The 26,504-nt window shown below is 65.2% G+C and carries 22 protein-coding genes and 2 pseudogenes; 9 read left to right on the top strand and 15 right to left on the bottom strand.

All coding sequences use genetic code 11. The features are described 5' to 3' along the window. Window positions 1-47: 47 nt before the first annotated feature. Window positions 48-722, bottom strand: coding sequence for a hypothetical protein (locus tag OU994_RS14680; protein ID WP_281611361.1), 675 nt, complete (start codon window positions 720-722; stop codon window positions 48-50). Between the two features lie 356 nt (window positions 723-1,078). Here OU994_RS14680 and OU994_RS14675 point away from each other — a divergent pair, with 356 nt between their 5' ends. Further along, window positions 1,079-1,540 (top strand): carboxymuconolactone decarboxylase family protein, encoded by a 462-nt coding sequence (locus OU994_RS14675; RefSeq protein WP_281611360.1) that lies wholly within the window; start codon window positions 1,079-1,081, stop codon window positions 1,538-1,540. A gap of 69 nt (window positions 1,541-1,609) precedes the next feature. Next, window positions 1,610-3,019, top strand: coding sequence for an HD domain-containing phosphohydrolase (locus OU994_RS14670; RefSeq protein WP_281611359.1), 1,410 nt, complete (start codon window positions 1,610-1,612; stop codon window positions 3,017-3,019). Here OU994_RS14670 and OU994_RS14665 read toward each other — a convergent pair. Next, a complete protein-coding gene (locus OU994_RS14665; RefSeq protein ID WP_281611358.1) occupies window positions 3,016-3,918 on the bottom strand; it encodes a LysR family transcriptional regulator in 903 nt (300 codons plus the stop codon). The two genes, OU994_RS14670 and OU994_RS14665, sit on opposite strands and share 4 nt — an antisense overlap. 91 nt (window positions 3,919-4,009) lie before the next feature. On the opposite strand from OU994_RS14665, the gene OU994_RS14660 reads away from it, so the two are divergent. Beyond that, window positions 4,010-4,882, top strand: coding sequence for an isocitrate lyase/phosphoenolpyruvate mutase family protein (locus OU994_RS14660; protein ID WP_281611357.1), 873 nt, complete (start codon window positions 4,010-4,012; stop codon window positions 4,880-4,882). Here the strand turns inward: OU994_RS14660 and ligD are convergent. Then, a complete protein-coding gene (gene ligD / locus OU994_RS14655; RefSeq protein WP_281611356.1) occupies window positions 4,867-7,557 on the bottom strand; it encodes a DNA ligase D in 2,691 nt (896 codons plus the stop codon). The genes OU994_RS14660 and ligD overlap by 16 nt on opposite strands. A gap of 191 nt (window positions 7,558-7,748) precedes the next feature. Here ligD and OU994_RS14650 point away from each other — a divergent pair, with 191 nt between their 5' ends. After that, window positions 7,749-8,120 (top strand): hypothetical protein, encoded by a 372-nt coding sequence (locus tag OU994_RS14650; RefSeq protein ID WP_281611355.1) that lies wholly within the window; start codon window positions 7,749-7,751, stop codon window positions 8,118-8,120. Window positions 8,121-8,380: 260 nt separating this feature from the next. Here OU994_RS14650 and bla (OU994_RS14645) read toward each other — a convergent pair whose 3' ends face one another. The 8 genes from bla (OU994_RS14645) to OU994_RS14610 form a co-directional block, all read right to left on the bottom strand. After that, complete coding sequence (gene bla / locus OU994_RS14645) at window positions 8,381-9,232, bottom strand: subclass B3 metallo-beta-lactamase (RefSeq protein ID WP_281611354.1); 852 nt, start codon at window positions 9,230-9,232, stop codon at window positions 8,381-8,383. 138 nt (window positions 9,233-9,370) lie between these two features. Then, on the bottom strand, window positions 9,371-9,580 hold the full coding sequence (locus OU994_RS14640) for a hypothetical protein (RefSeq protein ID WP_281611353.1): 210 nt from the start codon (window positions 9,578-9,580) through the stop codon (window positions 9,371-9,373). A gap of 293 nt (window positions 9,581-9,873) precedes the next feature. Beyond that, window positions 9,874-10,530, bottom strand: a complete 657-nt coding sequence (locus OU994_RS14635; RefSeq protein ID WP_281611352.1) for a polyphenol oxidase family protein — start codon at window positions 10,528-10,530, stop codon at window positions 9,874-9,876. A 341-nt stretch (window positions 10,531-10,871) separates the two neighbouring features. Continuing rightward, complete coding sequence (locus OU994_RS14630; protein WP_281611351.1) at window positions 10,872-12,374, bottom strand: efflux transporter outer membrane subunit; 1,503 nt, start codon at window positions 12,372-12,374, stop codon at window positions 10,872-10,874. Further along, on the bottom strand, window positions 12,371-15,562 hold the full coding sequence (locus tag OU994_RS14625; RefSeq protein WP_281611350.1) for an efflux RND transporter permease subunit: 3,192 nt from the start codon (window positions 15,560-15,562) through the stop codon (window positions 12,371-12,373). The genes OU994_RS14630 and OU994_RS14625 overlap by 4 nt, the downstream gene beginning before the upstream one ends. Before the next feature lie 31 nt (window positions 15,563-15,593). Then, window positions 15,594-16,796, bottom strand: coding sequence for an efflux RND transporter periplasmic adaptor subunit (locus OU994_RS14620; protein ID WP_131146266.1), 1,203 nt, complete (start codon window positions 16,794-16,796; stop codon window positions 15,594-15,596). Window positions 16,797-17,002: 206 nt separating this feature from the next. Further along, window positions 17,003-17,863 (bottom strand): alpha/beta hydrolase, encoded by an 861-nt coding sequence (locus OU994_RS14615; protein ID WP_373922618.1) that lies wholly within the window; start codon window positions 17,861-17,863, stop codon window positions 17,003-17,005. 5 nt (window positions 17,864-17,868) lie between these two features. Continuing rightward, window positions 17,869-18,066 carry a hypothetical protein gene (locus tag OU994_RS14610; RefSeq protein ID WP_131146267.1) on the bottom strand — a complete coding sequence of 66 codons (198 nt, stop codon included), beginning with the start codon at window positions 18,064-18,066 and terminating at the stop codon, window positions 17,869-17,871. Between the two features lie 205 nt (window positions 18,067-18,271). Between OU994_RS14610 and OU994_RS14605 the strand changes: the two genes are divergently transcribed. The 3 genes from OU994_RS14605 to bla (OU994_RS14595) all read left to right on the top strand — a co-directional run bounded on the left by OU994_RS14605 (window position 18,272) and on the right by bla (OU994_RS14595) (window position 21,176). Next, a complete protein-coding gene (locus OU994_RS14605) occupies window positions 18,272-19,213 on the top strand; it encodes a LysR family transcriptional regulator (RefSeq protein ID WP_218943679.1) in 942 nt (313 codons plus the stop codon). Beyond that, window positions 19,210-20,172 carry a D-2-hydroxyacid dehydrogenase gene (locus OU994_RS14600; RefSeq protein ID WP_281611348.1) on the top strand — a complete coding sequence of 321 codons (963 nt, stop codon included), beginning with the start codon at window positions 19,210-19,212 and terminating at the stop codon, window positions 20,170-20,172. The genes OU994_RS14605 and OU994_RS14600 overlap by 4 nt, the downstream gene beginning before the upstream one ends. Window positions 20,173-20,321: 149 nt before the next feature. Further along, window positions 20,322-21,176, top strand: coding sequence for a class A beta-lactamase (gene bla / locus OU994_RS14595; RefSeq protein WP_281611347.1), 855 nt, complete (start codon window positions 20,322-20,324; stop codon window positions 21,174-21,176). 86 nt (window positions 21,177-21,262) lie between these two features. Here bla (OU994_RS14595) and OU994_RS14590 read toward each other — a convergent pair. Further along, window positions 21,263-22,047: pseudogene (locus OU994_RS14590) on the bottom strand (IS5 family transposase); the annotation flags it as partial. A gap of 154 nt (window positions 22,048-22,201) precedes the next feature. On the opposite strand from OU994_RS14590, the pseudogene OU994_RS14585 reads away from it, so the two are divergent. Then, window positions 22,202-23,629: pseudogene (locus OU994_RS14585) on the top strand (IS1182 family transposase); the annotation flags it as partial. 195 nt (window positions 23,630-23,824) lie between these two features. Here OU994_RS14585 and OU994_RS14580 read toward each other — a convergent pair. Beyond that, on the bottom strand, window positions 23,825-24,163 hold the full coding sequence (locus tag OU994_RS14580; protein ID WP_281611346.1) for a DUF6572 domain-containing protein: 339 nt from the start codon (window positions 24,161-24,163) through the stop codon (window positions 23,825-23,827). Between the two features lie 196 nt (window positions 24,164-24,359). Continuing rightward, on the bottom strand, window positions 24,360-24,635 hold the full coding sequence (locus OU994_RS14575) for a hypothetical protein (protein ID WP_281611345.1): 276 nt from the start codon (window positions 24,633-24,635) through the stop codon (window positions 24,360-24,362). A gap of 73 nt (window positions 24,636-24,708) precedes the next feature. Here OU994_RS14575 and OU994_RS14570 point away from each other — a divergent pair, with 73 nt between their 5' ends. Beyond that, window positions 24,709-25,251: an ester cyclase gene (locus tag OU994_RS14570; RefSeq protein ID WP_281611344.1), complete on the top strand. Its 543-nt coding sequence runs from the start codon at window positions 24,709-24,711 to the stop codon at window positions 25,249-25,251. A gap of 180 nt (window positions 25,252-25,431) precedes the next feature. On the opposite strand, the gene OU994_RS14565 is transcribed toward OU994_RS14570, so the two are convergent. Next, window positions 25,432-25,848 carry a hypothetical protein gene (locus OU994_RS14565; protein WP_281611343.1) on the bottom strand — a complete coding sequence of 139 codons (417 nt, stop codon included), beginning with the start codon at window positions 25,846-25,848 and terminating at the stop codon, window positions 25,432-25,434. Between the last annotated feature and the right edge of the window lie 656 nt (window positions 25,849-26,504).

Genomic DNA, 26,504 nt, shown 5'->3' with positions numbered 1-26,504 from the left:
TGCTGCACGTTCCAGCGCTGGAATACGTACCAACGTTGAAATGCGTACTAGCGCTGGAACACGTACGTCAGGCCGACCGTCGCGAACCGGCGGCGGCCGGCGCTATCGTGCAGCTCCCCGTAGCCGGCATCGAGATCGAGCACGTCGTCCACCAGCGTCCAGCGCGTGCCCGCCTGCCAGCCGCGGCTCGCTCCCCGTTCGCCGAAGGTCTCAACCGACAAGCCGCCGCGCCCATGCGAGGCTTCGATTGCCGCGGCCCAGGTGCCCGCACGCTGGTGCGACATGCCATGCCGGATGACGCCGGCATTCACATGCGCATGTGCCCACGCTGCCAGCGGCACGCTGACTATGAGGTTGACGGTCTGGTCCCTGGACGTTTCCGGCCCGGCGATGCGCTGTTCCGACAGCGAAGCGCCGACGCCGACGCCGTCGTCCGACAGCGGCCGGAATACGGTCTTCGCACCGATGACGATGGCACGGTGGTACGCGTCGCCGCTGCGCACATTGCCGACACCGACGCCGGCCTCCCAGTTCTCGGCCACGTTGCAGGTCGGTGCAAGCCAGCGCTGGCCAGGCCCGCGGCTGGCCGATGCCTCGATCTGACAATCGCCCGGCGCCAGCACGGCGGCATCGTCGGTCACGAGCGGGCGCCCGGCCTGCACGGCCGGCGGCAACAACAAAAGGGACATGGCGGCGCACAGCCGCGCGAATCGGTTGGACATTGAATGAGCAATGAAAACGTGGACAGCGACCGGCGGTCGCGCGATTCGGGCAGGGGTGGGGGCCGAAGGATTGCACCATGATAGTGCTTTTCGGCAATATAACAGGATTGCCGGAGGATTGCACGCCTTGGGCTTTCTCTGTGGCAATGCTACCACGGCGGCCCCTGGTCGACCAGCAGCCGGCGAAGCATTGCCTTCCTGAAATCGGGCGCCGTCCGGGCGGGCGTCGCAAGGCGTGTCAATGTCCTTGTCACCTGCGTGCGAAAAAATCGGCCAGCCTGTCACAACCCTCGGCGCAGCGCCGTCTTATGACTGAAAGCGGCGCACCGTGTGCCGCCAACCAGGAGATCACCATCATGTCCAAGGCACGTATTCCCTTCTATTCACTCGCCCCGCAAGGCTTGCAGGCGATGATCGCGCTGTCCCAGGCCGCCAAGGCCAGCTCGCTGGGCGAGCGCATCGTCGAACTGGTCAACCTGCGCGTCTCGCAGGTCAACGGCTGCGGCGTCTGCGTCGACATGCACTGGCGCGACCTGGTGCGCCAGGGCGCCGATCCGCGCCACCTGAACACCGTGGCCGCGTGGCGCGAATCGCCGTTCTTCGATGCCCGCGAACGGGCCGCGCTGCGCTGGGCGGACGCGCTGAACGCCCTGCCCCACCGCGACGACACCGATGCCGCCTACGGCGAGCTGCGCGAGCATTTCAATGAAACGCAGGTCGCCGAACTGGGTTACGCGATCGCCGTGATCCGCGGCTGGAACGTGATCAACCTGTCGCTGCGCAGCCCGATCCCCGTCAACCCGCCGCCGGGCATGTAAGCAAGGCGGCCGTTCCAGCCGTTCCAGCCGCCCTTGCCGGCCTTGCCCGGCGCCGCTACAGTACCGGCCATGATGCAACATGACATGGTGACCGCGGCCGATGCGGTGGCGGCGCTGGCCACGATCGGCGACCTGGCGATGGGCCAGCCGCCCGGTCATTCGGTGCGCGTGGCGCAGCTGGCCGGACGCGTGGCCGAAGCGGATGGCGCGGCGCCGGACGCCATCGCGACGGCACGGCTGGTGGCGCTGCTGCGCTGGTCGGGCAGCACCGCCACCGCCCCCGGCTTCGCCGCGCTGCTGGGCGACGACGTGGGCGGCCGCGGCGCGATGCTGGCCCGCATGCTGCCGGCCGGCCACCGGCTGACGTTCCTCAATGCGCTGCCGCTGGCACGCGTGCACTGCGAGGTGGCAGGCGACATCGCCCGTACGCTGGGCTTGTCCTTCGCCGCCGAGGGAGCGCTGCGGCACCTGTTCGAACACGCCAGCGGCAACGGCCTGCCGGCACGGCTGCACGGCGACGCGGTGCCCGCCACCGTCTTCCACGTGGCGCTGGCCGGCGACCTCGATGTCCTGACCCGCGCGCATGGGCTTCCCGCGGCCTTGCGTGTGACCGGCCGGCTGGCCGGCCGCAAATATCCGGCGCACCTGGTACAAATCATGACGCCGCATGCGCGCGACTGGCTCGATTCGGTCGATGCCCCCGCACCACTGTTCCCGGTCGACGGCAACGTATCGCTTGCGCTGGTGGCGGACGTGCTGGAACTGAAGCTGCCGTGGCTGGCGGGCCATGCGCGCCGCGTGGCCGCCATCGCGCGCGACGCCGCGGCGCTATCCGGCCTGCCCGCGGCGGAGCAGCGTTCCCTGGAGCGCGCCGCACTGCTCCACGGCGCCGGCCGCGCGGCCATTCCCTGCATGGTGTGGAACCGCCCCGGCCTGCTGCGCAAGGCCGAACGGGAACAGGTGCGCCGCGTGCCCTACTGGACCGTGCGCTTGGCGGACCGGGTGCCGGCCTTGGCCGACGAAGCGCACCTCGCCGCCCATGCCTATGAACGCCTGGACGGCAGCGGCTATTTCCGCGGCCTGACGGCGCAGGCGCTGACGCCCGCCCACCGGTTGCTGGCCGCCGCGGCCGCGTGGACGGCCCTGCGCGCGCCGCGGCCCTGGCGCGCGCCGTACGAACCGGCCGCCGCCACCGCGCTGCTGGCGGCACAGGCCGGACGCTTCGACAGGCGCGCCGTCGAAGCGGTGATCGCCGCCGCGGCCAGGCTGCCCGCCACGCGGCGCGCCGGCCCCCTGTCCGAACGCGAAGCGGATGTGCTGCGGCGCTTCGGCACCGGTGACAGCCTCGCGAACGTCGCGCGCGCGCTGCGCATCAGCACCGGCGCCGTGCGCACGCATCTCGACACTATCTACGGCACGCTGGGCTGTGCATCGCGCCCGGCCGCGATGCTGAAAGCGCTGGCGCTGGGCCTTGTCTAGCCCGCGCCCCCGCGTGCCACCCATCGCTCGACCAGGAAATCCGTCAGCGCCCGCGCGGCGGGCCCCATCGGCCGCGACGGCGCCATCGCGTACACGCCGCTTTCCTTGCCGGTCCATCCGGGCAGCACCTGCACGAGGCGGCCGGCGCGCAGGTCTTCCTCCAGGCTGACGGCGGAGCGGAAGCAGATGCCCATGCCATCGACGGCCAGCCGGTGCACAGCATCGCCGTTGTCCGAGCGCACGCGCCCGCGCGGACGCACCGCCCGTTCGCCGCCGGCGCCCTGCAGCTTCCACACTTCGCCGTCGTGGTTGACGGTCGACACGAGGCATTCGTGCGCTTCCAGTTCCGCCACGCCGGCCGGCGTGCCGCGCCGCGCCAGGTAGTCCGGCGACGCGGCCAGGATGCGCCGGTTCGGCAGCAGCTTGCGGGCCACCAGCGTGGAATCGTCCAGCCGGCCGATGCGGATCGCCACGTGGACGCGCTCGGCCACGATATCGACCAGCCGGTCGGTGATCAGCAGGTCCAGGCGCACCTGCGGAAAGCGGCCCAGGAACGCCGCCAGGTGCGGCACCACGTGGCTGCGCCCGAAGGCCACCGGTGCACTCACGCGCAGCGTGCCTTGTGGCTCGGCCGCCTGCTGGGCCGCGCGTTCGCAGGCGCCGTGCAGTTGCGCCAGGGCGGCGGCGCTGTCGGCATGGAAGCGCTGCCCCGCCTCCGTCAGCGACATGGCGCGGGTGGTGCGGTTCAGCAGGCGCACCCCAAGCTCCCCTTCCAGTGCCTTGACCAGCCGGCTGACGGACGATGGCGTCATGTCCAATACCGTGGCCGCGCGCGCGAAGCCACCCTGTTCCACCACCGCGCTGAAGGCTTCCACCAGGTTGAAGGGCACCCGTTGCATTACGTCTCCCCAGGAATGAATCTATGTGATTTCCCGCTATTATCGCTGCGCGGCGCCATCCATAAAATAGGCGTTTTGCCAAGGAGAGCCGATGGATACGCTGAAGATGGATGCGCCGCCGATGGGAGATCCGGAGATCGCCGCGCTGCCGATGGATGCCCGCTTCCGGGCGCTGCACCGCCAGCCCCGGCCGCTGGTGCTCACCAACGCCTGGGATGCGGGCAGTGCGCGGCTGGTCGCCAGCCAGGGCGCGGCGGCCATCGCCACCACCAGCGCCGGCGTGGCGTGGTCGCTGGGCTACCGGGATGGCGACCTGCTGCCGCTCGACGAGCACGTGGCCTGCGTGCGCCGCATCCGCCGCGTGATCGACGTGCCACTCAGCGTCGACATCGAGAGCGGCTATTCGGAGGACCCGGCGGCCGTGGGCGCCGCGGTGGCGCGCTTCGTCGATGCGGGCGCGGTGGGCATCAACCTGCAGGATGGTTCGGCGCCGCCGGCCCTGCTGTGCCGGAAGATCGCCGCGGCGCGCGCCGCCGCGCTGGGCGCCGGCGTGGACCTGTACATCAATATCCGCTGCGACGTGTTCGCGCGGCAGCTGGCCCCGGCCGCCGCGCGGGTCGGCGAGACGCTGCAGCGGGCCCGCCTGTACCGCGAAGCCGGCGCGGACGGGCTGTTCCCGCTGGCCGTGGCCGACCCGGCCGAGATCGCGGCGCTGGCCGCGGGCACCGATCTGCTGTTGAACGTGATCGCCTGGCCCGGCCTGCCGCCGGTGGCGCAACTGGCGGCGCTGGGGGTGCGGCGCGTCAGCACCGGCTCGTGGCTGCCGCAGGCGATGTGGGCGCACGCCGCGCGCCTGGCGCGGGAGTTCGCTACGCACGGCGGCTCGCAGGCACTGGTGGACAAAGCAGAGGCCTACGGCACCGTCAACGCCCTGCTGCCGGCACCGGATCAGGCGGGCTTGTAGCCCATCTGCTTCATCGCCTTGGTCAGCGTGACGGCACTCTTCGCGTAGTCGGCCCACGGCTCGTTGCCGTGGTCCAGGCGGGTATGGACGGTGGCCACGGTCCACTGGTCGCCGCTCTTCAGGTGTTCCAGCTCGCTCCAGGCGACGGGCACCGAGATGCCCATGCCGGGCCGCGCGCGGGCCGACCATGCGGCGGCCGTGGTGGCGCCGCGGCCGTTGCGCAGGTAATCGATGAAGATCTTGCCGACCCGGTTCTTCGGCCCGCTCTTGAAGGCGAAACGGTCCGGCAGCGTGCGCGACATGTGTTCGACGATGAAGCTGGAAAAGCCCTTCACCGCATCCCACCCGTGCTGGGGCTTCAGCGGCACGACCACGTGCAGGCCCTTGCCGCCGCTGGTCTTCAGGAAGGCCGGCAAGCCCAGTTGCTCGAGGAAGGCGCGCATCAGCTGCGCCGCTTCCTGGATCTGCTGCCACGACACGCCCTGGCCGGGGTCGAGGTCGAACACCATCCGGTTCGGCTTTTCATAGGTCTTCGCGAACGCGTTCTGGGTGTGGAACTCGACGACGTTCCACTGCGCGCACGACAGCAGGCCCTGCACGCTGGGCACCTCGAGCATCGTCGGATGATCCGGGTCCAGCTCCTGCGGCAGCTGCTTCACGCCGGGAAGCTTGCCTACCTCGGAATGCTTCTGGAAGAACAGCTCGCCGCCGACGCCGGCCGGGGCGCGCACCAGCGCCAGCGGCCGGCCCTTCAGATGCTCCAGCATCAGTTCCGACACCAGCGCGTAGTAGCGCACCAGGCCGATCTTGGTCATGCCGCTGACCGGATCGATCAGGCGGTCGGCGTTGGTCACCTTCAGCGTGGCGGGAAGCTTGCTGTCCACGTCCGATTCGCTCACCGGGTCCGGCTTGGCCCTGGCACCGGGCTTTGCATTGGTCTTCCTTCCCGCGCCAGTCTTGCTTTCTGCTTGGGTTTGCATCACATCCTCCACGTGGACGGCCTGCTCGCGGCGAATGCTCGCCGCCTTCTTGTCCGTGCGCAGGCCGTGGAATACGGAATGGCGAATCGAGCCGCTGCCGGTCCATTCGCCGAACGTCACTTCGGCCACCAGGGTGGGCTTCACCCAGTGCGCCCGCTTTTCGATGGCCTTGGTGGGCGCGAAGGGATTGGTATCGCTGGCCACCTTCTTCAGTTTGGCGATGATGTCGCGCAGCGAGGTGTCGTTGAAGCCGGCGCCGACATTGCCGGCATAGTGCAGCTTGCCGGCGTCGTCGTAGTAGCCCAGCAGCAGCGAGCCGATGCCCACCCGCGAGCCCTTCGGATCGGTATAGCCGCCGATCACGAATTCCTGCCGCTGGGCGCACTTCAGCTTGATCCAGTCGCCCGAGCGGCGCGACGTGTACAGTGCGTCGCGCCGCTTGCCGATGATGCCCTCCAGGCCCATCCGGCATGCCGCGGCGACGATTTCCTCGGGCGGCGCGGCCAGTTCGGCGGAGAAGCGCACCTGGCCCTGGGCATCGCCGAGCACCGTCTGCAGCAGCTCGCGGCGCTGGGCCAGCGGCACGTCGCGCAGGTCGTGGCCATCCAGGTAGGGTGCATCGAAGATGAAGTACACGATGTTCCTGGTCTTCTCGCCATCGAAGGCCTGCTGCAGCAGGCCGAAATTGGGCCGGCCATTGGTATCGTGCACCACGATCTCGCCGTCGTACCAGCCATCGGGCAGCCGCATTTTTTCCAGCGTGGCGCGCAGCGGTTCCAGCTTGTGCGTCCAGTTGTTGCCGTTGCGGGTCCACAGCTCGATCGACGTCCCCTCGACGCGGGCCAGCAGCCGGTAGCCGTCGAACTTCAGTTCGAAGATCCAGTTTTCCGGGTCGGCTGGCGGCGCATCGACCAGCGTCGCCAGCTCGGGCGACAGGGTGGCCGGCAGTTGCACAGTCCCCAGCGGATCGGCGGCCTTGCCCTTTGCCTTGGTCTTGGCCGGCGCGGCCTTCGCCTCGGCCTTCTTCGCCACCGCCTTCTTCGCAGCAGTCTTGCCGGCCGCGCGCTTGCGCCCAGGCTTGCCCTGGTGCTCCTCGGCGGTACTCTCGGCTTCTTCCGCTTCCGGCGTCAGGCGTTCCGCGGTGGGCATGCCGAGCGCCTTCACGCTGTCGGGCATTTCATCGATGACGGAGAACTCGGCGGCGGGCCGCACGTACTCGTCGTTTTCCTTGATGAGCAGCCACGGTTCCTGCTTTTCGCCGGAGCGCCGCATGCGCACCAGCACCCAGCGGCCATGCATCTTGTGGCCGCGCAGTTCGAACTTCAGGTTGCCGTCGCGGTAGCCCTTGCGGGGATCGCCGATGGGATGCCAGGTGCCCTTGTCCCAGATGATCACCTTGCCCGCGCCGTACTGCTTTTCGGGGATCACCCCTTCGAAATCGTTGTACGAGATCGGATGGTCTTCCACGTGCACGGCCATGCGCTTGTCGTGGCTGTCGTAGCTGGGGCCCTTCGGCACGGCCCAGCTCTTCATCGTGCCGTCGAGTTCGAGGCGGAAATCGTAGTGCAGCCGCGTGGCCCAGTGCTTCTGGATCACGAACGTCAGCGCTTCCTGTCCTTCCTCGCCGCCTTCCGCGGGTTCCGGCGTGATCGAGAAGTTGCGCTTGGCCTTGTAGAGTTTGAGGGCGTCGGTCATGGCGATACTGTAGGCCCGCGCGCACCGCTCAATCGGTACGTCAGGTAACAGAAAAGGCGTAGAGAGTACGGATTTGTAACAGATGTAAAGCCCGTCAACGTGGTGCAATCGGGTGGCGTTTTCTGCCCAGTGACACCGATGACGCGTGTTGCACCGATGAGCAGGACAACCCAGCAGACAAGGACTTCACCATGAAAAAAGTACTCGTATCCAAAGCAGCCGCCACCCTGATCGCCACCCTGTTCGCCGGCGCGGCGTTCGCCCAGTCCACGGCCCCTGCCACGGCGCCGGCCGCCGCGGCGCATGCCGAAGCAGCACACGCGAAGGAAGTGGCGAAAGAGCAGAAGGATGTCGCCAAGGCCGAGGCCAAGGAGTCCAAGGAAGTCGCCAAGGCCGATGCCAAGGTCGCCAAGGAAAAGGCCGAGGCGAACAAGGATGTCGCCGAAGCCAAGGCCGATGCCAAGGTGAAGAAGGCCAAGGCACAGGAAAAGACCGCCAAGGAGAAGGCCGAAGCCAAGGAAGATGCCCACGCCAACCTGACGCACGCGCCGCAGACGAAATAACAGTAAACCGTAGCTACTCTCAGAGCATATAACGGCAACACGAGCGGACCACACAAACTACAACGGCTCCCTTGCCCGTGCCTCGCGCACGGGCTTTTTTCGTTGTGCGTTCCGCTCGCTGGGCGCATGCGGTGTCCGCTTGCCCTGCTCGCTGGCGCGCCATCGGAAGAACCGGTGACAGGCTCCGATTCCGGAAAAACCGGTGACAGGCTCCGATTCTGCTGCAATGTTCTCTGGAAGACGGACGCTGCCGCAGTCCGTTACCGTTTCTGTTCTTCCGCCAGTTGCTTGTCCAGGCGCTGGCGGGCCCGTTCCGCATACTGCCGGCAGGCGCCGGTATCGATGAACGCCGCGTTGCCGCGCTGCGCCACCTGTGCCTTGCGCTCCCATAGCCCGGCGAATTCCGGGTGGGCGGAGACCAGCACGTCGCACTTCAAGCCCGCGATCGTCGCGATCGACGCTTCCAGCTGCCGGCGCGCATCCGGCCAGCGCGCATCGCCGCCGTAGCGGAAGCCATTCGAGCCGAAGGCGTTCAGGCTGTCCGCGTAGACCATGTTCGCGGTGCGGCCGTTCTCTGTCGATTGCCACGTCCACGACACGCCGCCCGGCGTGTGACCCGGCGTGTAGTGTGCGGTGATCGACAGCGGACCGACGGTGACGGTATCGCCATCCCGCACTGCGCGGGTGTTCGCGACGGGTGACATGCCGGACAGGCTGCCGAACTGCGGGTCGGCAGGGTTGGGCTTGCCCGTCTTCATGACCGCCGTGCTGACGGCGCTGCCGATGACGGTGGCCCCCGTCATTTCCTGCAAGCGGGCCGCGCCGCCCACGTGGTCGCCGTGCTCGTGCGACGTCAGGATGTACTTGACGTCTTCCACCTTGAAGCCCAGCTGGCGAATGCTGGCGGCGATGGCGTCCGGGGACTTCGTCGTGCCCGCATCGATCAGGATATGGCCGGCGGGCGACGTCACCAGCACGGCGCCGACGCCTTTCGGGCCGACGTAGTGGGTATTGCCGTAAAGGGTGAACGGGGCTTGCGGCTCGTCCCAGTCGCCGCCATGGGCGAGGGTTGTCATGCCGAGGCAGGCGATGGCGATCAGTGTGTGTTTCATGTTTTCCGGTCGGGTTGAATGGACCATGCCATTCTAGGGACCGGATGGGCCGATGGCCACGGCGGTGGCCCCATCGAAGGGACCTTTCATCCCACCGCATGGAAGATCGGGTAGCCGCCGCGCCGCCGCGGCCGAGGCTTACTCGCGCTGCAACGCGTTGCGCAGCAGCGACGTGACGCCGACGGTCACGCCGAACAGCGCGCCGATGCCGCCCCATCTGGCGGCTTCACCGGAAAATGCTCCCGCGGCGGACAAGTCGAGGGCCAGTCCGGCGAGCCCGCCCATCACACCGGCGATGATCCACCAGGCTCGTCTGCCGGGAGCGGCGAAAGTCATATGCTGAGTCATGTGTTCTCCTTGCGATGGCGCGCCGGCAAACTGGTTAATGGCTCCGGTGCGAGGTTGGCGACAGGGGGCGGGATGCCGGGCAGACGCTGGTTCGCCTGACGGGCATCCCTCGCTTCCATGCAGACCGGCACGTTGGTGACCGATGCCTGCGCCGGTGCACGTGCGTCGATCTTCGCATGGGCGATGGATTTTGTTCAAGCGCGTGACGGCCGTTGAAACATCCACACAACGCACCGGCACGGACCGGGCCATGCACGACCCGGAAAGCCGAACGCGGGCGCCGCCGGAGCCATTCAACTTGCGATGTACAAGCCGGCATGCTGCTGCGAATTCCGGTCGCCGCGCCGGTAGCTGCGAAACAGCCTGTTGCCCGCCGCGTCGCGCGCACAGCACGTGCAGCCGCCGACATGATCGATCGCCGCCACGCCAGCCTGGCGCAGCTGCTCATGCGCGACGGCACGCAGGTTCAGGTGGCGCGGGCGCGGCAACAGCTCGGCCGGGGGTATGCTCACGAAGCGCCGCGCGAACTGCTGCGCCAGCTCTTCGCTGACTTCATAGCACGCCGCGCAGATCGTCGGCCCGATCGCCGCGACCCAGTCCGTCCCGCCTCCCACCTCGGCCAGCACGCCGGGGATGATGCCATCGGCCAGGCCGCGCCACCCCGCGTGCACCGCCGCCACGTACGCGCCATCGCGCCGCGCCAGCAGCAGTGGCACGCAATCGGCGGTGATGATGGAGACCGGGATGCCCCGCCGCTGCGTGTGGAAAGCATCGGCCTCCCCTACCCGCTGGCGTTCCACCTCGATCCGCACGGCCCGCGTGCCGTGCACCTGCGTCTTCTGCGGCCGCGCTTCCCACACGGTCTGCAGCACGTGCGGCACCAGTTCGGCCTCCGTCCCGAAGCCATGGATGACATTTGGAATACTGCTGAGCAATGCGCTGGTAATCACGAGCTTCCCCTGGATATCGACGGCCGCATGATAGCGAAGAAATATTTCGGCAATACAGGCGCAGTACCGGATTTTACGAAAGTGTTGTAAAAAACATGGGGACTGTCCCTCCCGTGGGGACTGTCCCCCGTCTGTCCCTGGTGTGGTTTTGAGACCAGCTGGGCTGTACAAAAAATAAAAAACATGGGGACTGTCCCTCCCGTGGGGACTGTCCCCCGTCTGGGGGACTGTCCCTGGTGTGGTTTTGAGACCAGCTGGGCTGTACAAAAAAAACGGCGGCTCCGGGGGGAGCCGCCGCAAGGGACTACGCGGGGTTACTCAGTTGCTTCTCGATGGCACGTTCAGTTGCTGGCCTGGGCGGTGCTGACAGGGGCGTCCCAGCCGCCGCCGAGCGAGCGGATCAGCGCGACGGTGGTGATGGCCCGGTCGCCGCGCAGTTGCACCGCGGTGCGTTCGACGGCGGCGAGGTTGCGCTGCGCGTCCAGCAGTTCGAGGTAGCTGGAACGGCCGGCGTCGTACAGCTTCTGCGCCAGGTCGGCGGAGCGCCGGGCGGCGACCACCGCCTCGTCGATCTGCGCCGTCTGGCCGGACAGGATGCGCAGTCCGGCCAGGTTGTCCTCGACCTCCGCAAATGCGGTCAAGACCGTCTGGCGGTACTGGCCCACGGATTCCTCCAGCACCGCTTCGCTGCGGGTGATGTTGGCCCGGTTGCGGCCGCCGTCGATGACGGGCATCGACAGCAGCGCGCCCAGCAGCCAGGAGCGGCTGCTCCAGCGGAACACGTCGGAAAACGCCGGGCCGACGCCGCCGCCGTCGGCGCTGATGGTCAGCGCCGGGAACATCGCCGAACGGGCCACGCCGATGCGGGCGTTGGAGGCTTCCATCGCGCGCTGGGCGGCGGCGATGTCCGGCCGGCGTTCCAGCAGCGACGATGGCAGGCCGCCTGGGATCGCCGGCAGCACGCCGCCTTCGGCCAGCGGGTTCTCGCTGGCGTTGAAGGAAGCCGCCGGTTTCCCCAGCAGCACTGCCAGCGAATGCTCGGCGGTGGTGCGCTGCCGCTGCAGGCCGATGGCCTCGGCGCGCGACGTCGCCAGTTCCGTCCTGGCACGGGACAGGTCGAATTCGCCGATATCGCCCAGGTCGAAGCGGCGCTGGTTGACCTTGACGTTTTCCTCGCGCAGCCGGACCGTCTGCGCCACGGTCGCCAGTTCGGCGTCCGTGGCCCGCAGGCGGAACCAGGTCTGGGCCACGTCGGCCTGCAGCGACAGCAGCACGGAGCGGTAATTCGCTTCCACCGTCGCCGCGTCGTTGCGCGCGGCCGCCACGTTCGACGACACGCGGCCGAACAGGTCCACTTCATAGCTGGCAGTCAGCCGGGCGTTGTAGCTGGTGACCGGCGACATGCGCGTGCCTTGCGGCAGGCCCGCTTCCTGCGGGGCCTGCTGCGAGCGGTTGGCGCCGACGCCCACGCCGATCTGCGGAATGCGGTCCGCCTCGGCGATGCCGGCGATGGCGCGTGCCTGCTTCACCCGCGCGGCGGCGACGGTGAGGTTGGCGTTGTTGCGGATCGCCTCGGCCATCAGCTCGTTCAGGGCCGGGTCGTTGAACGCCAGCCACCATTCGCCGCGCGGCTGCTGCTCGGCCGGCTGCGCTTCCTTCCAGCGCGTGCCGTCGGCGGCCACCTTCACAGGGTCGGCAGGCTGCGCGGCCGACTGGTTTTCCTTGAAGGCCGCCGGCACCTCGACGGCGGGCTGCTTGAACTCCGGCGCGGCGCAGGCGCTCAGCACCAGCGCGGCGAGCAGCGACAGGACGGGGGCGCGGCCCCTGGCAATTACGTGGTTCATCCGTGGGTTCCTTCCATTTTCACCAGCGACACTTCTTCGTGCACCGGCTGTTTTTTCTGTTCCATGCGCTTGGCCAGCGTGCGCAGCAGGACGTAGAACACCGGCGTCAGGAACAGGCCGAAGAACGTCACGCCCAGCATGCCGGCAAACACGGCGACGCCCATCGCATGGCGCATCTCGGCACCCGCGCCACTGGAGAACACCAGCGGCAGCACGCCCATGATGAATGCGATCGACGTCATCAAAATGGGGCGCAGACGCAGGCGGCAAGCCTCCAGTGCGGCGTCGACGACGCTGCGCCCGTGATCTTCCAGTTCGCGAGCAAATTCGACGATCAGGATGGCGTTCTTCGACGCCAGCCCGACCAGCACGAACAGTGCGATCTGGGTAAAGATGTTGTTGTCGCCACCGGTCAGCTTCACGCCGATCAGCGCGCACAGGATCGACATCGGCACGATCAGGATCACCGCCAGCGGCAGGGTCCAGCTTTCGTACTGCGCGGCCAGCACCAGGAACACCAGCAGCACGCACAGCGGGAACACGAAGATCATCGTGTTGCCGGCCAGGATGTCCTGGTACGTCAGGTCGGTCCACTCATACGTGATCCCTTTCGGCAGCGTGTCGCGCAGGATCTGGTCCATGATCGCCTGCGCCTGGCCGGACGAAATGCCGGGTGCCGGGCCGCCGTTCAGGTCCGCCGCCACGTAGTTGTTGTAGCGCTGCACGCGGTCCGGGCCATACGTATCCTTGACGCGCATCAGCGACGACAGCGGAATCATCTCGCCCTTGTCGTTCTTCACCTTCAGCTGCGCGATCTGCTCGGGCTGCGAGCGGAACTGCGCATCGGCCTGCACGCGCACCTGGTAAGTACGGCCGAACTGGTTGAAGTCGTTCACGTACAGCGAGCCCAGGTTGATCTGCAAGGTCTGGTAGATGGTCTGCAGCGGCACGCCCAGCTGCTTCGCCTTCACGCGATCGACGTCGGCGAACAGTTGCGGCACGTTGATCTGGTAGCCGGAGAACACGCCCTGCAGACGCGGCTCCTGCCAGGCCTTGGCCTGCACCGCCTGCACCGCCTTGAACAGTTCGTCGTAGCCCAGGTTGCCCCGGTCTTCGATCATCAGCTTGAAGCCGCCCGTGGTACCCAGGCCGTTCACCGGCGGTGGCGGCAGCACCATCACGAACGCATCCTGCACGGCGCCCATGCGCTTGTTCATCTCGGCGGCGATCGCCTCGGCCGACTTGCTCTTGTCCTTGCGCTGGTCGAACGGCGCCAGGCCCAGGAACACGATGCCGGCGTTCGGCGCGTTGGTGAAGCCGTTGATCGACAGGCCCGGGAACGAGATCGAGTTCTCGACGCCCGGGATGCTTTCGGCGATCGTCGACATCTTGCGGATCACTTCATCGGTACGGTCCAGCGAGGCGGCATCCGGCAGCTGCGCGAAGCCGATCAGGTACTGCTTGTCCTGCGCCGGCACGAAGCCCGGCGGCACGGCCTTGAACATGAACAGGCCGGCGGCACCCAGCAGCGCATAGATCACCAGCGATGCACCCTTGTGGGCCAGCACGCCCTTCACGCCGTTCTCGTACTTGTGGGCCGAGCGGTTGAAGAACTTGTTGAACATGCGGAAGAAGCCGCCGAACACCTTGTCCATGCCGCGCGTCAGCGCGTCCTTCGGTTCGTGGTGGCCCTTCAGCAGCGCGGCGGACAGTGCCGGTGCCAGCGTCAGCGACGAGAAGGCCGAGATCACGGTGGAGATGGCGATGGTCAGCGCGAACTGGCGATAGAACTGGCCAGTCAGGCCCGACACGAACGCGATCGGCACGAACACGGCGCACAGCACCAGCGCGATGGCGATGATCGGGCCGGACACTTCCTTCATGGCCTGGATCGTCGCATCGCGCGGGGTCAGGCCGTTCTCGATGTTGCGCTCGACGTTTTCCACTACCACGATCGCATCGTCGACCACGATACCGATCGCCAGCACGAGGCCGAACAGCGACAGCGTGTTGATCGAGAAGCCGAACATCATCATCACGGCGAAGGTGCCGACCACCGAGACCGGCACGGCCAGCAGCGGAATGATCGAAGCGCGCCAGGTCTGCAGGAAGATGATCACCACCAGGGCGACCAGGATCACCGCCTCGACCAGCGTATGGATCACGGAATCGATCGATTCACGCACGAACTGGGTGGGGTCGTAGACGATGCTGTATTCCACGCCTTGCGGGAAATCCTTCGACAGCCGCTCCATCGTCGCCCGCACGTCGGTCGACAGCTGCAGCGCGTTGGCGTTCGGCGCCTCGAAGATGGGGATCGCCACCGCCGACTTGTTGTTCAGCAGCGAGCGCAGCGCGTAGGAATTGGAGCCCATTTCCAAGCGTGCCAGGTCTCTCAGGCGCGTGACCGCGCCATCGGCACCGGCCTTGACGACGATGTCGCCGAATTCCTCGATGGTCGACAGACGGCCCTGCGTCTTCACGGTGAGCTGGAAGTCGGCATCCTTCGACGGGCCCTGGCCGATCACGCCGGCCGCGACCTGCACGTTCTGCTCGCGGATCGCATCGACCACTTCACCCGATGTCAGGCCGCGTGCCGCCACCTTCTGCGGATCGAGCCAGACGCGCATCGCATAGTCGCCGGAGCCGAACAGCTGCACTTCGCCCATGCCATGGATACGGGCCAGCTGGTCCTTGATGTTGAGCACCGCGTAATTGCGCAGGTACAGGTCGTCGTAGCGGCCGTCCGGAGAATTCAGGTGGACCACCATCGTCAGGTTCGGCGACGACTTCACGGTCGTCACACCGATCTGGCGCACTTCTTCCGGCAGGCGCGGCAGCGCACGCTGCACGCGGTTCTGCACGGCCGTTTCGGCCTGCTCGACGTTGGTGCCGATCGCGAACGTGACGGTCAGCTGCAGCGCGCCGTCGGAGGTGTTCTGCGACGACATGTACAGCATGTTCTCGACGCCGTTGATCTGTTCCTCGAGCGGCGCGGCAACGGTTTCGGCGATGATCTTCGGGTCGGCGCCCGGGTACTGGGCTCGCACCACCACCGATGGCGGCACCACGTCCGGGTACTCGGAGATGGGCAGCTTGAAGATCGAGATCAGGCCCGCGACGAACACGAGGATCGACAGCACGGCCGCGAAGATCGGTTTGTCGACAAAGAATCGTGAAAAGTTCATGGTTGTTCCTTGGTTTTAGCCAGGCGGCGCCTTACAGCGCGGCCACCTTGGCATCCTTCTTGTTGTCCTGCGCCTTGGCCACTTCCGCATCCATCGGCACGAGTTGCGGGGTGACGGGCGCGCCGGGGCGCACGCGCTGCAGGCCGTTGACGACGATCTTCTCGTTGACCTTCAGGCCTTCCTTCACGACACGCAGGCCATCGACGGTGGGGCCCAGTTTCACGGCGCGGTATTCGGCCTTGTTGTCGGCGCCCACCACGAACACGAACTTGCGGTTCTGGTCGGTGCCCACGGCGCGGTCGTTGATCAGCACCGCATTGCGGATGGCGCTGCCGCCGCCCAGCTGCACGCGGGCGAACAGGCCCGGCACCAGGGCGCGGTCCTTGTTGTCGAAGGTGGCGCGCATGCGCACGGAACCGGTCTGCGTATCGAGCTGGTTGTCGACGAATTCCAGCTTGCCTTCGTGCGGGAAGCCTTCCTCGTTGGCCAGGCCCACTTTCACGAGCACCGGCTCGCCCTTGTGGTTTTGCGCGCCCACACGCAGGTAGGTGTCTTCGTCGCCATCGAAGCTGGCGTAGATCTTGTCCATCGACACGACGGACGTCAGCACGGCGGAGGCATCGACCAGGTTGCCCAGCGTGATCTCGGCCTTCGACACGCGGCCATCGATCGGCGACGTCACGCGGGTGTACGACAGGTTCAGCTTGGCCGCTTCGGACTGGGCCTGCGCGGCGCGGGCGCTGGCTTCCAGTTCCTTCTGGCTTGATGCGCGTTCGTCGAATTCGCGCTGCGCGATGGCCTTGTCGGCTAGCAGGCGCTCGGCGCGGGTCAGTTCCAGGCGGGCCAGCTCGGCGCGGGCGCGGGCCGATGCGGCGGCGGCGGCGGCACGATCGGCTTCCGCCTGGTACGGGCGGGGATCGATCACGAACAGCACGTCGCCCTTCTTCACTTCGCTGCCCGGCTTGAAGTTCACGGCGGTGATGAAGCCGGAAACGCGCGAGCGGATTTCCACCCGGTCGATGGCTTCCAGGCGGCCGGAGAATTCCTGGGTTTCCGCCACCGGCTTTTCGATCACCAGCGCTGCGGAGATGGGCGGGCCGCCGGCAGCCGCGGGTGCTTCCGCCGTCTTGCCGGTGGCATCTTCGCAACCGGCCAGCGTGATCGCCAGGCCGGCAGCTGCCAGCGCCAGCACGATCGGTCGCGCAAATGCGGACAATGGTTTCGTGTTTTTCATTGTTAACCCCTTTTTGTATGAAAAATAGTAATAACCTAGCGTCACCGCCGTTCGCTCGCCAAAATTGGAGCAAAAGCGGGCCCACCACGCTCTTCAGCGCGTTTTTACTGAATTTTTACTGAATTTTTACTGTTAGTTACTGGAAATTGATCGTTTCACTATATCGCCAGCCCGACGATAAGTAAACGCTTTTATTTACATATACTTCAGGCTGGTGGGGTCTCCGTCCCATCGACACCGCGAATGAACGCGGCAATTTCAGTCAACGCAAAGACACAGGCGCAGTCGTTTCGCCCGCCCGGCTGTTCGAGCGGTGGCGGCGGCAACCGTTTGACGGTGGTGGTGATGCCGCACTTGATCAGTTTTGCCCCGTATTGTTCAGCCTCGTCGCGCAATGGATCGTCCTCGGCGGACAGGATCAGTGCCGGCGGCAGGTTCTTCAGCCGCGACGACTGCAGGGGCGACGCATACGGGTGGCTGCGATCGGCGGCGTTCGGCAGGTAGCCGCGGTAGCCGGCGGCGCAACTGTCGGCCACCTTGTCGGCGATCGCCGCCTTGTCGCGGCAAACCGGCATTTCCCGCATCGAGCAGGTGGACAGCGCCGGATCGAGCATCGGCATGATCAGCACCTGCCCGGCCAGCGGCGGCCCGCCCCGGTCGCGCGACATCAGCGAGACCACGGCGGCCAGGTTGGCACCCGCCTCGATGCCGGCCACCACCAGGCGCTTGCCGTTCCACGACAGTTTCGACTTGTTCTTCTTGGCCCACAGCAGCAGGGCATGGGCATCTTCCACGGCGGCAGGGAAGGGTTTCACGGACGCCAGCGTGTAGCCGGCCGACAGCGCCACCTGGGCGCGGTCCGCGCTGACCAGGTGCGCCAGGAAATCGTCCGCCTCGTCGATCGAGCCGCCCACGAAGCCGCCGCCATGGAAGAACACCACCAGCGTGTCGCGCTTCGTGGCCGGCGCTCCGGCCAGGTAAAGGCGCGCCGGCAGCGGGCCTGCGGCGCCGGCCACTTCCATGTCGCGCCGCACCAGATCGGCGGCCACCGGCACGATGCCCTGCATGTTGCTCATCGCGCCACCGCCTGCGGCGCATCGGCCAGCATGGCGCCGGTGCCGGCGCCGGAACGCACCTCGGCCATCAGCGCATGCAGGCCGCGCGCCTCGGCGCTCGCCGCCTGCGAGTAGGCGTCCGTGCTGACGATGCCGGCCATGGCCAGCGCATACAGGGCGATTGCCACGATGACGAGGATGTTCCGGAGTTCCATGATGAGCCTTTCGTTGAACTTGCCACCGCGGGTGCGCGGCGGATGTTTCTTTGATGCAGTGCAGTAATGATAGGCTTGAACTACAATCTGATAAATACGGCATTGACGAATTGATTGTTCATGGATCCGAACAATGACAGTTTCGTGACGGGTGCGCACCCCGATACTTGCCTTGCAATGGAATTGGCGTCCTTGGAGGGGAAACGTGAACAAATTACAGGCGATGGAAGTGTTCGTGCAGGTCGTGGACGCGGGCGGGTTTTCGCGCGCGGCCGACCTCATGCAGTTGCCCAAGGCCACTGTCTCCACCCTGATCCAGCAACTGGAAACATCACTTTCAGTCAAGTTGCTGCACCGGACCACGCGCCAGGTAAGCGTGACAGCCGACGGCGCCGCCTATTACGAACGCTGCCTGCGCATCCTGTCCGACGTGAAGGATGCGGAGGAATCGCTGTCGCGCACCCGCCTCTCGCCCAGCGGCCGGCTGCGGGTGGAGTCGCCGACCGGGCTGGCCAGCGAGATCCTGGTGCCCGCCCTGCCCGCGTTCTTCGAGCGCTACCCGGACATCCAGCTGGAACTGGGCAGCTCGGACCGCCCGGTGGATCTGATCGAGGAAGGCGTCGACTGCGCGGTGCGCGGCGGCGCGCTGGGCGACTCCACGCTGATCGCGCGGCGCATCGGCATCATCCACTTCGTCACCTGCGCCGCGCCGGCGTACCTGGCGAAGTACGGTGCGCCGCAGCACCCGCGCGAGCTGGAACGGCATCGCTGCGTGAACTATTTTTCGGCCAAGACGGGCAAGATCTATGACTGGGACTTCACCAAGGACGGCGAACGCATCCAGATCCCGATGCCCGGCGTGATCGCGCTGAATGACTCGAACGCGTATATCCAGGCGGGCCTGGCCGGCCTGGGTGTGATCCAGATGACCGATTACCTGCTGCTGGAGCACGTGCGCACCGGGCGCATGGTGCAACTGCTGTCCGACTGGACGACCGACCCGCTGCCGGTCCACATCGTGTATCCGCAGAACCGCCACCTGTCCGCCAAGGTGCGCGTATTCGTCGAGTGGGTCGCTGAACTGTTTGCCAACCACCCGGGCATGCGCGTGCGCAGTCCCGCCCATCCATTACAGGAGGCCGCTTGAATTCCGTTGCATCCCATTCCATCGTTTTCCTCGACCGCGACAGCGTGATCGCGGACGTGCGCCGCCCCGCCTTCGACCATGCCTGGGCCGAATACCCCGCCAGCACCGGGGCCGAGGCGGCCGAACGGCTGGCCGATGCGACGATCGCCATCACGAACAAGGTGCCGCTGCGCGCGGACACGCTGGCGCGGCTGCCGAAGCTGCGAATGATCGCGGTGGCCGCCACGGGCACCGACATCGTCGACCTGGCCGCCGCGCGCGAACGGGGCATCGTGGTGTCGAACATCCGCGGCTACGCCTTCGCGGCGGTGCCCGAGCACACCTTCGCGCTGATCCTGGCGCTGCGCCGCAACCTGGTTGCCTATCGCGCCGACGTGGAAGCGGGCAAATGGGAGGCGGCGCCGCGCTTCTGCCTGTTCGACCACCCGATCCGCGACCTGCATGGCAGCCGTCTTGGCCTGTTCGGCTACGGCGCCCTTGGCAGGCAGGTCGCGCAGATCGGCCGCGCGTTCGGCATGGAAATCGCCGTGCACACGCGCACGCCGGTGCAGGATGCGGACGTGGTCAACGTGGACTTCGACGAACTGCTGGCGACGTCGGACGTGCTGTCGCTGCATGCGCCGCTCACCGATGCCACCCGCAACATGCTCGGCGCCGCGGAACTGGCGCGCATGAAGCCGACGTCGCTGCTGATCAATACCGCCCGCGGCGGCCTGGTCGACGAAGCGGCGCTGGCCGATGCACTGGCGCGCGGCGTGATCGCCGGTGCCGGCTTCGACGTGCTGACGCAGGAACCGCCCGTGCCCGACAACCCGTTGCTGCGCCTGCGGCTGCCCAACTTCATCCTCACGCCGCACAACGCCTGGGCCAGCCACGAGGCGATGCAGGGGCTGGCGGACCAGCTGACCGGCAATATCGAAGCGTTCGCGCGGGGCGAACCGGTCAACCGGGTGGCATGACGGCACCGTGCGCGCCAGCGTGCCATGCCGGCGCCGGCCCGCGGGGTCGATGATGGGATGAAATGCCCGGCCGGCGGGTTCGGCGGCCATGGTGCGGCCCGGGTGCCGCGCCTACAATCGTTCCCGAACCAATCACCCTCGGGAGCCCCATGACCTTCACCCGCCGTACCCTGTTGCTCGCGGCCGCCGCCGCCCCTTTCGCGCCTTCGCTCGCGTTCTCCGCCCCCACCGGCTTTCTCGACGTCGAGCGCGACCTGCGCGGCCGCCTCGGCGTGGCCGTCATCGACACCGCCACCGGCAAGACCACCGGCCACCGCCTGGGTGAACGCTTCCCCATGTGCAGCACGTTCAAGTCGGTGCTGGCCGCCCAGGCGCTGGCGCGCGAGGCCCGCGAACCGGGCTTCCTCGCCCGCCGCCTGCGTTATGCAAAGGCCGACCTGGTAGCCCATTCGCCCATCACCGGCAAGCATGTCGACACCGGCATGACGGTGGCCGACCTGTGCGCGGCCACCGTGCAATACAGCGACAACACCGCCGCCAATGCGCTGATGAAGGAACTGGGTGGCCCGGCCGGCCTGACGGCGTTCATGCGCGGCCTTGGCGACACGCACTTCCGCCTGGACCGGTGGGAAACCGAACTCAATACCGCCATCCCGGGCGATGACCGCGACACGACGACGCCGTGGGCGATGGCGCGCACGCTGGAAAAACTGGTGATCGGCAACGCCCTGCCCGCGCCGCAGCGGCAGCAGCTGAAGGACTGGCTGCTGGGCAATACCACCGGCGGCAAGCGCATCCGCGCCGCGGTGCCGGCCGGCTGGCAGGTGGGCGACAAGACCGGCACGGGCTCATATGGCGTCACGAACGATATCGGCATCGTCTATCCGCCCGGCCGCGCGCCGCTGGTGGTCGTGATTTTCACGCACTTGGCGGAGAAGGATGGCGATAACCGCGAGGATATCGTGGTTGCCGCCGCGCGGGGGGCGCTGGGCCTGGGGGCCTGAGGGTTAGTGCGCTGACAAACCCTCTCTCGTGTTGTGAGCGCTACAAGATGGTGGGCTGAGCCATTGCAACCGGTTGAATCCGGAACTAATCTCCAACAGATGAGTGAGCACGCAAGCGAAAGAAAGGCCTGGTGAATGTCGGCCCGCCGTTCATAACGGATGCGCAGTCTGCGAAAACGATGGAGCCATCCGAGTGTGCGTTCAACGACCCAACGCCATTGGCCTAGCCTTTCGCGTGACTCGACGCAGTAACGTGCAACCCGAGCGGAGATTCCTTGCCGGCGCAGCCAGGCCCGATGCGCCCTCGAAGCGTACGCGCGATCAGCATGTAGCTGACCTGGCCGTTTCCTCGCCCGGCCCGACAGCCCTTTAACAGCTGGGATCGATTCTACGAGAGGGATGAGTAGGCGCGAGTCATGGACCTGAGCGCCCGTGATTTGAGCTACCAAGGGCAGGCCACGCTGATCGACTAGTAAATGGTGTTTGCAGCCGAGCTTGCCGCGATCGGTCGGATTCCGGCCAGTATGCTCACCACCAGCCAGTGCCGGTATGCTCGCTGCATCAATGCAAGCTCGATCCCACATGATCTAATCATACTCTCGAACGCGCCGCAGGACTGCCTCGTGGACACGCTGCCATACACCGGCTTGCATCCATTGGTGAAGGCGACGCCAGCACGTCATGCCGCTGCCGCACCTAAGCTCACGCGGCAGGTATTCCCAAGGTATTCCAGTTTTGAGAACAAACAGAATGCCCGTCAGGGCTGCACGATCGTTGATCCGCGGTCGCCCACCTTCGGCGAGCGACTGTGAGCAGGAAGATAAGCTTCTATAAGCGACCAAAGTCCGTCGGGGAGAAGTGCTTGGGCCATGGTAGCAGTCCGCCGGTAAAAACGGCCGTCATCTTATGCCCGGACTGCTGCCATGTGCGTCCGCTTCCGCCCCAGGCTGTGTAAAAACGCCGGCAGTGTAAACGAAACCAGTTCGGTAAACGTTGGGTGAGTATCTCATCAACCGGGGTGCAAGATGAAGCGTTTCATCGAAGGCGAAGACCGAGGACAGGGGACGTTGCTGCCTGAGCTGCTGGACGACTACGTGGCCGAGAACAATCCGGTTCGCGTGGTCGATGTATTTGTAGAAGAACTCGACTTGGGAAAACTCGGCTTCGGGCGTGTGCAGCCGGCCAGGACCGGACGACCGTCCTACCATCCAGCAGTACTGCTCAAGCTCTACATCTACGGCTACCTCAACCGCATTCAGTCGAGCCGGCGGCTCGAGCGTGAAGCGCAGCGTAATGTGGAACTGATGTGGCTGACGGGGCGGCTGACGCCGGACTTCAAAACGATTGCCAACTTCCGAAAGGACAACGGCAAGGCGATTCGCAATGTCTGCCGGCAGTTCATCGTACTGTGCCAGCAACTGGACCTGTTCGCCGATGCAATGGTCGCAATTGACGGCAGCAAGTTCAAGGCAGTCAACAGCAGTGATCGCAATTTCACGCAGGCCAAGCTCAAGCGCAGGATGGAAGAGATCGAGGCCAACATCGGTCGTTACCTGGCAGACCTGGACACGGCTGACAGGCAAGAACCGGCGACGAAACAAGCGCGCAGCACCCGGCTGAACGATAGAATCGCGGCGATGAAGTCGCAGATGGCTGTCCTTAAGGAAATCGAAGCGAAGCTGGAAGCGACTGGCGAAACGCAGATCTCGCTGACCGATCCGGATGCCCGTTCAATGATGACGCGAGGCTCGGGCATCGTCGGGTACAACGTCCAGACCGCGGTCGACGCCAAGCACCACCTGATCGTCGAGCACGAGGTAACCAATATCGGCAGCGACCGCGATCAACTGTCAGGGATGGCCAAGAAGGCCCGCACTGCAATCGGGACCAACACGCTAACTGCGATCGCTGATCGCGGCTACTTCAAAGGCGAGGAAGTCCTGGCATGCAGCCAAGCCGGCATCACTGCAGTAGTGCCAGCGACAAAGACGTCCAATGCCAAGGCCGACGGGCGATTCGACAAAGCCGATTTCGTCTACGATCGGGAGAAGAACGAGTACCGCTGCCCAGCTGGCCAATCCCTGATCTGGCGATTTTCCGGCGTTGAAAAGGGCATGACGCTTCATCGCTACTGGAGCTCGAACTGTAAGGCTTGCCCGCTCAAGGATAAGTGCACGCCGAGCCAGGAGCGCCGGGTGACGCGCTGGGAACACCAGGACGTGCTTGACGACATGCAGGAGCGTCTTGAACAAAATCCGGACGCCATGCGAATCCGGCGTTGCTCGGTCGAGCATCCCTTCGGGACGATCAAGTCATGGATGGGCGCCACGCATTTCCTGACAAAAGGACTTGAGCGTGTGAAGGCCGAGATGAGCCTGCACGTGCTCGCCTATAACTTGAAGCGCTTGATGACGTTACTTGGTGTCGATGGCATGATCGAAGCAGTCAGGGCATATGCCCTTTTACAGGCATTACAACGTGCGTTTGCAGCGGTTATCCTACTGGTCCAGTCGCCGAGCTCGAAAGATGGGAACAGCTCACGTAGCGCCCCATCAAACCGCAGAAATGCAGTGGCCGGGTGCAAACTGATCACCTCTATCCATTTCTGAGTTTTTACACAGCCTGGCCCCATTGCAGACGTTGAGGAACTAGACAGCCGAACCGCCAGGAAGCGTATTCCATCGCAGAGAAATAGCCAACTCCTCTGCTACAGCCTTCGCATTTTTCAGAAAATCTACAGCGGTTGTCGGCAACGGATAACGGCTGATAAGGTCAATACGCAGGGACTTTCCTTCTGCGGCGGGATATGCCTCGTGGATTTGACCGCTCTCGACAAAACCGAAGTAGGCGTTCAGCTTGCTTTGCAACGCAAGCAGATGGCCATGCTCATCGGACCAGTCCCACGAGTCGACGATCGACAGGACAACGCAGTCCGATGTGGTTTCGGTACCAACAGCGTCCACTACACTTATATTCTCAAGCCCCATTCGCCGCATCCGTTGTGATTTTGGCGACGATGTGTCGTCGTTTGTTACGACCGCTCTTGGCCGATCTCGGCCGCTAGACGCAGCATAGCAGCTTGCCGCGCCGAAATGGTCGGGAACTGTCACGACCGTCAGGTTCCACCCTATTGCAGACGTTAAATCACAGCGTCCTTATCGTTAGCCTTGTCTTCCGCAGGGTCTACTTCTGGCAGGCTAGCGGTCGAGATTGATCGGCAACCTTGATCACCACTTTGCCGAATGGTCCAGGCGCCAGATGCTCATAGGCTTGCTCGGCTTCGTCGAATGCATAGACCTTGTCGATGTCATGCTTGATGCCGTGCTTGTCGAGGAACGAGTCATTCGGTCGAACGAAGTGCGCGGTGCTACGGCGATGCCCCGGATGGTCGTCTGGCGGAAGATCTCGGGCATTATCCGCCTGCCGCGCAACCGGCACGCGGCGTTCCTCACGGATCATTGATCACGTGGCTTGATAGCGCTATCATTCAGATGGCACCCGCCATTTCATCCACAGCTGAAGGATCGATCCCATGACCATTTTCCGCTTCCGCCCGCACTGCTTTTCCCTGCTCGCCGCCATAGCAGTCTACTCTCTGGCAGTGCCCGCCGCCCACGCCGCCACGGACGCCGACTTGCCGACGCCCCGCGTGATCAACGGCGAGAGCCCGGCCACCGCCGCTAACATCCTGGCCGCCCGCCGCTATGCCGCGTTCTGGAACACCGGCAAGCCAGAATTCGCCGAGGCCGCGCTGGCCCCGAATTTCACAGACCGCACGCTGCCGGCGGGCCGCCCCCAAGGCCCGCAAGGTCCGATCAAGGCGTCGCAGGCGTTTCGCGCCGCCGTGCCGGACCTGCGCGCCGACTTGGAGGAAGTCGTCGCCGCCGGAAACCGTGTTGTCGTGCGACTGCATTTCACGGGCACGTTCACGGGCAAAATGGGCAAGGTGCAGGGCAAAGGCCAGAAGATCGATTTCCAGGCCATGGACCTTTACCAGGTCGTCGACGGCAAGATCACTGACAACTGGCACCTGGAAGACATCAACATGTTCAAGCAACTGGGCATGGTGAAGTAAGGCGCGAGGCGCCGCCGGCGGCGGATACGGCGTGGTAGTTCGTCGGGGTATGCCCGATCGGGCAGGGGCCCGCAGCGCTAACAATAAAGTTAGTCGAGGCAACGACTGCTTCCGCCCCAAAGCGGACTTTGGAGGAGCGATACATCGATTTAGGGTCGCAATATTATCAACCAAGTATCACTACGCTTTCCCACCAGACGATATTTCCTCCACCATTTTTTTGGCGAGTTTTAAAATGCTTTCGCTTGAGGCATAGACAATAGCTCGATTGCGTCCATACAAAACGGTAACTCGCAAATCACCGAGTGCCTCTAGCGTACGCTGGTAATAGGCGGCAAAAAGAGCTTTCTGTTCGAGTGGCGTTCTCTGAGCCTCCTCTTCCATCCAGTCCCAGTCCTCCCAAAACCCAGCGATATCACCCCTTGGCAAAAAGCGATAGAGATCGAAGGCATTTTGTAAATTGTTACAGTCAAGCTCTTTCCGTATCTCGTTCAACTTTTTAGCGACATCGACGTAATGCGCCTCGTACAGCATCGCGGACGCGACTGCACAAAGTGTTAAGGCAGCGTTAGTGCGGTCTTGAATGAAGTTGTTCATAGGCCGCCGGTATCCGATGGCACAAGTGAGCTGAAGCAAGCAAAGCCGACGTGGCGGCATGTCATTTCCGACAGTCCGCTACTAGCCGATAGCGGCCTGTCGTATTGCTAAAGTGTACGTGGTTGTTGCCCTCAGGACAAGCGGCAGGTTTTGTTAGGCGCTCTTAGCCGCGAGTAAGGTGGGTGGGTAAATCCCAGATCCCGACGGATGATGCTGGACAGCGCGCGGTAGCGAGGCTTGTCGGGAATCGGGTTTCCGACGCGGGCAGCGCGGGAAGCGGCAATAGAGCAATGTACGAGACGAAAGCAGCAGTGATCTGTTGTAAGCGGCTCGCTTTGTGGTTTTCTTTTTTGCTCAGTAGTTGAGCTCGATCCGGACCTTACGATCCGCGAGCGCCACCTTCACCGCCATGTCAACGGGTCTAAACTCGACTACACATAAGAATGGGTTGGCGCTCCAACTACCAATGCCGTTAGCCTGGTCACAGAATTGTCTATAGAGATCAGCAATGGCAGCGTGTACCTCAGCAAGTACATCAGCATCAGCGCGCGGTGGCGAGCGTTATCTGCTCGCTGAAGCAGGTAAAAGGGACTTTCGACGTGTTTACGGAGTAGTCTTGAGTCTTGTCGCTATCCCGATCGAATTTACTGATACTG

Source organism: Pseudoduganella sp. SL102, from assembly GCF_027856995.1.
GTDB classification, from domain to species: domain Bacteria; phylum Pseudomonadota; class Gammaproteobacteria; order Burkholderiales; family Burkholderiaceae_D; genus Rugamonas; species Rugamonas albidiflava.
This window is presented reverse-complemented; position numbering and strand designations above follow the sequence as displayed.

What these genes read in the sequence shown, in the direction of transcription:
- bla (WP_281611354.1), bottom strand. Translation starts at nt 9,232, where the DNA reads ATGAAACACACACTGATCGCCATCGCCTGCCTCGGCATGACAACCCTC.
- OU994_RS14680 (WP_281611361.1), bottom strand. Translation starts at nt 722, where the DNA reads ATGTCCAACCGATTCGCGCGGCTGTGCGCCGCCATGTCCCTTTTGTTG.
- OU994_RS14570 (WP_281611344.1), top strand. Translation starts at nt 24,709, where the DNA reads ATGACCATTTTCCGCTTCCGCCCGCACTGCTTTTCCCTGCTCGCCGCC.
- OU994_RS14630 (WP_281611351.1), bottom strand. Translation starts at nt 12,374, where the DNA reads ATGAACCACGTAATTGCCAGGGGCCGCGCCCCCGTCCTGTCGCTGCTC.
- OU994_RS14665 (WP_281611358.1), bottom strand. Translation starts at nt 3,918, where the DNA reads ATGCAACGGGTGCCCTTCAACCTGGTGGAAGCCTTCAGCGCGGTGGTG.
- OU994_RS14640 (WP_281611353.1), bottom strand. Translation starts at nt 9,580, where the DNA reads ATGACTCAGCATATGACTTTCGCCGCTCCCGGCAGACGAGCCTGGTGG.
- OU994_RS14610 (WP_131146267.1), bottom strand. Translation starts at nt 18,066, where the DNA reads ATGGAACTCCGGAACATCCTCGTCATCGTGGCAATCGCCCTGTATGCG.
- OU994_RS14615 (WP_373922618.1), bottom strand. Translation starts at nt 17,863, where the DNA reads ATGCAGGGCATCGTGCCGGTGGCCGCCGATCTGGTGCGGCGCGACATG.
- OU994_RS14575 (WP_281611345.1), bottom strand. Translation starts at nt 24,635, where the DNA reads ATGATCCGTGAGGAACGCCGCGTGCCGGTTGCGCGGCAGGCGGATAAT.
- OU994_RS14625 (WP_281611350.1), bottom strand. Translation starts at nt 15,562, where the DNA reads ATGAACTTTTCACGATTCTTTGTCGACAAACCGATCTTCGCGGCCGTG.
- OU994_RS14565 (WP_281611343.1), bottom strand. Translation starts at nt 25,848, where the DNA reads ATGAACAACTTCATTCAAGACCGCACTAACGCTGCCTTAACACTTTGT.
- OU994_RS14675 (WP_281611360.1), top strand. Translation starts at nt 1,079, where the DNA reads ATGTCCAAGGCACGTATTCCCTTCTATTCACTCGCCCCGCAAGGCTTG.
- OU994_RS14580 (WP_281611346.1), bottom strand. Translation starts at nt 24,163, where the DNA reads ATGGGGCTTGAGAATATAAGTGTAGTGGACGCTGTTGGTACCGAAACC.
- OU994_RS14650 (WP_281611355.1), top strand. Translation starts at nt 7,749, where the DNA reads ATGAAAAAAGTACTCGTATCCAAAGCAGCCGCCACCCTGATCGCCACC.
- OU994_RS14660 (WP_281611357.1), top strand. Translation starts at nt 4,010, where the DNA reads ATGGATACGCTGAAGATGGATGCGCCGCCGATGGGAGATCCGGAGATC.
- ligD (WP_281611356.1), bottom strand. Translation starts at nt 7,557, where the DNA reads ATGACCGACGCCCTCAAACTCTACAAGGCCAAGCGCAACTTCTCGATC.
- OU994_RS14670 (WP_281611359.1), top strand. Translation starts at nt 1,610, where the DNA reads ATGATGCAACATGACATGGTGACCGCGGCCGATGCGGTGGCGGCGCTG.
- OU994_RS14620 (WP_131146266.1), bottom strand. Translation starts at nt 16,796, where the DNA reads ATGAAAAACACGAAACCATTGTCCGCATTTGCGCGACCGATCGTGCTG.
- bla (WP_281611347.1), top strand. Translation starts at nt 20,322, where the DNA reads ATGACCTTCACCCGCCGTACCCTGTTGCTCGCGGCCGCCGCCGCCCCT.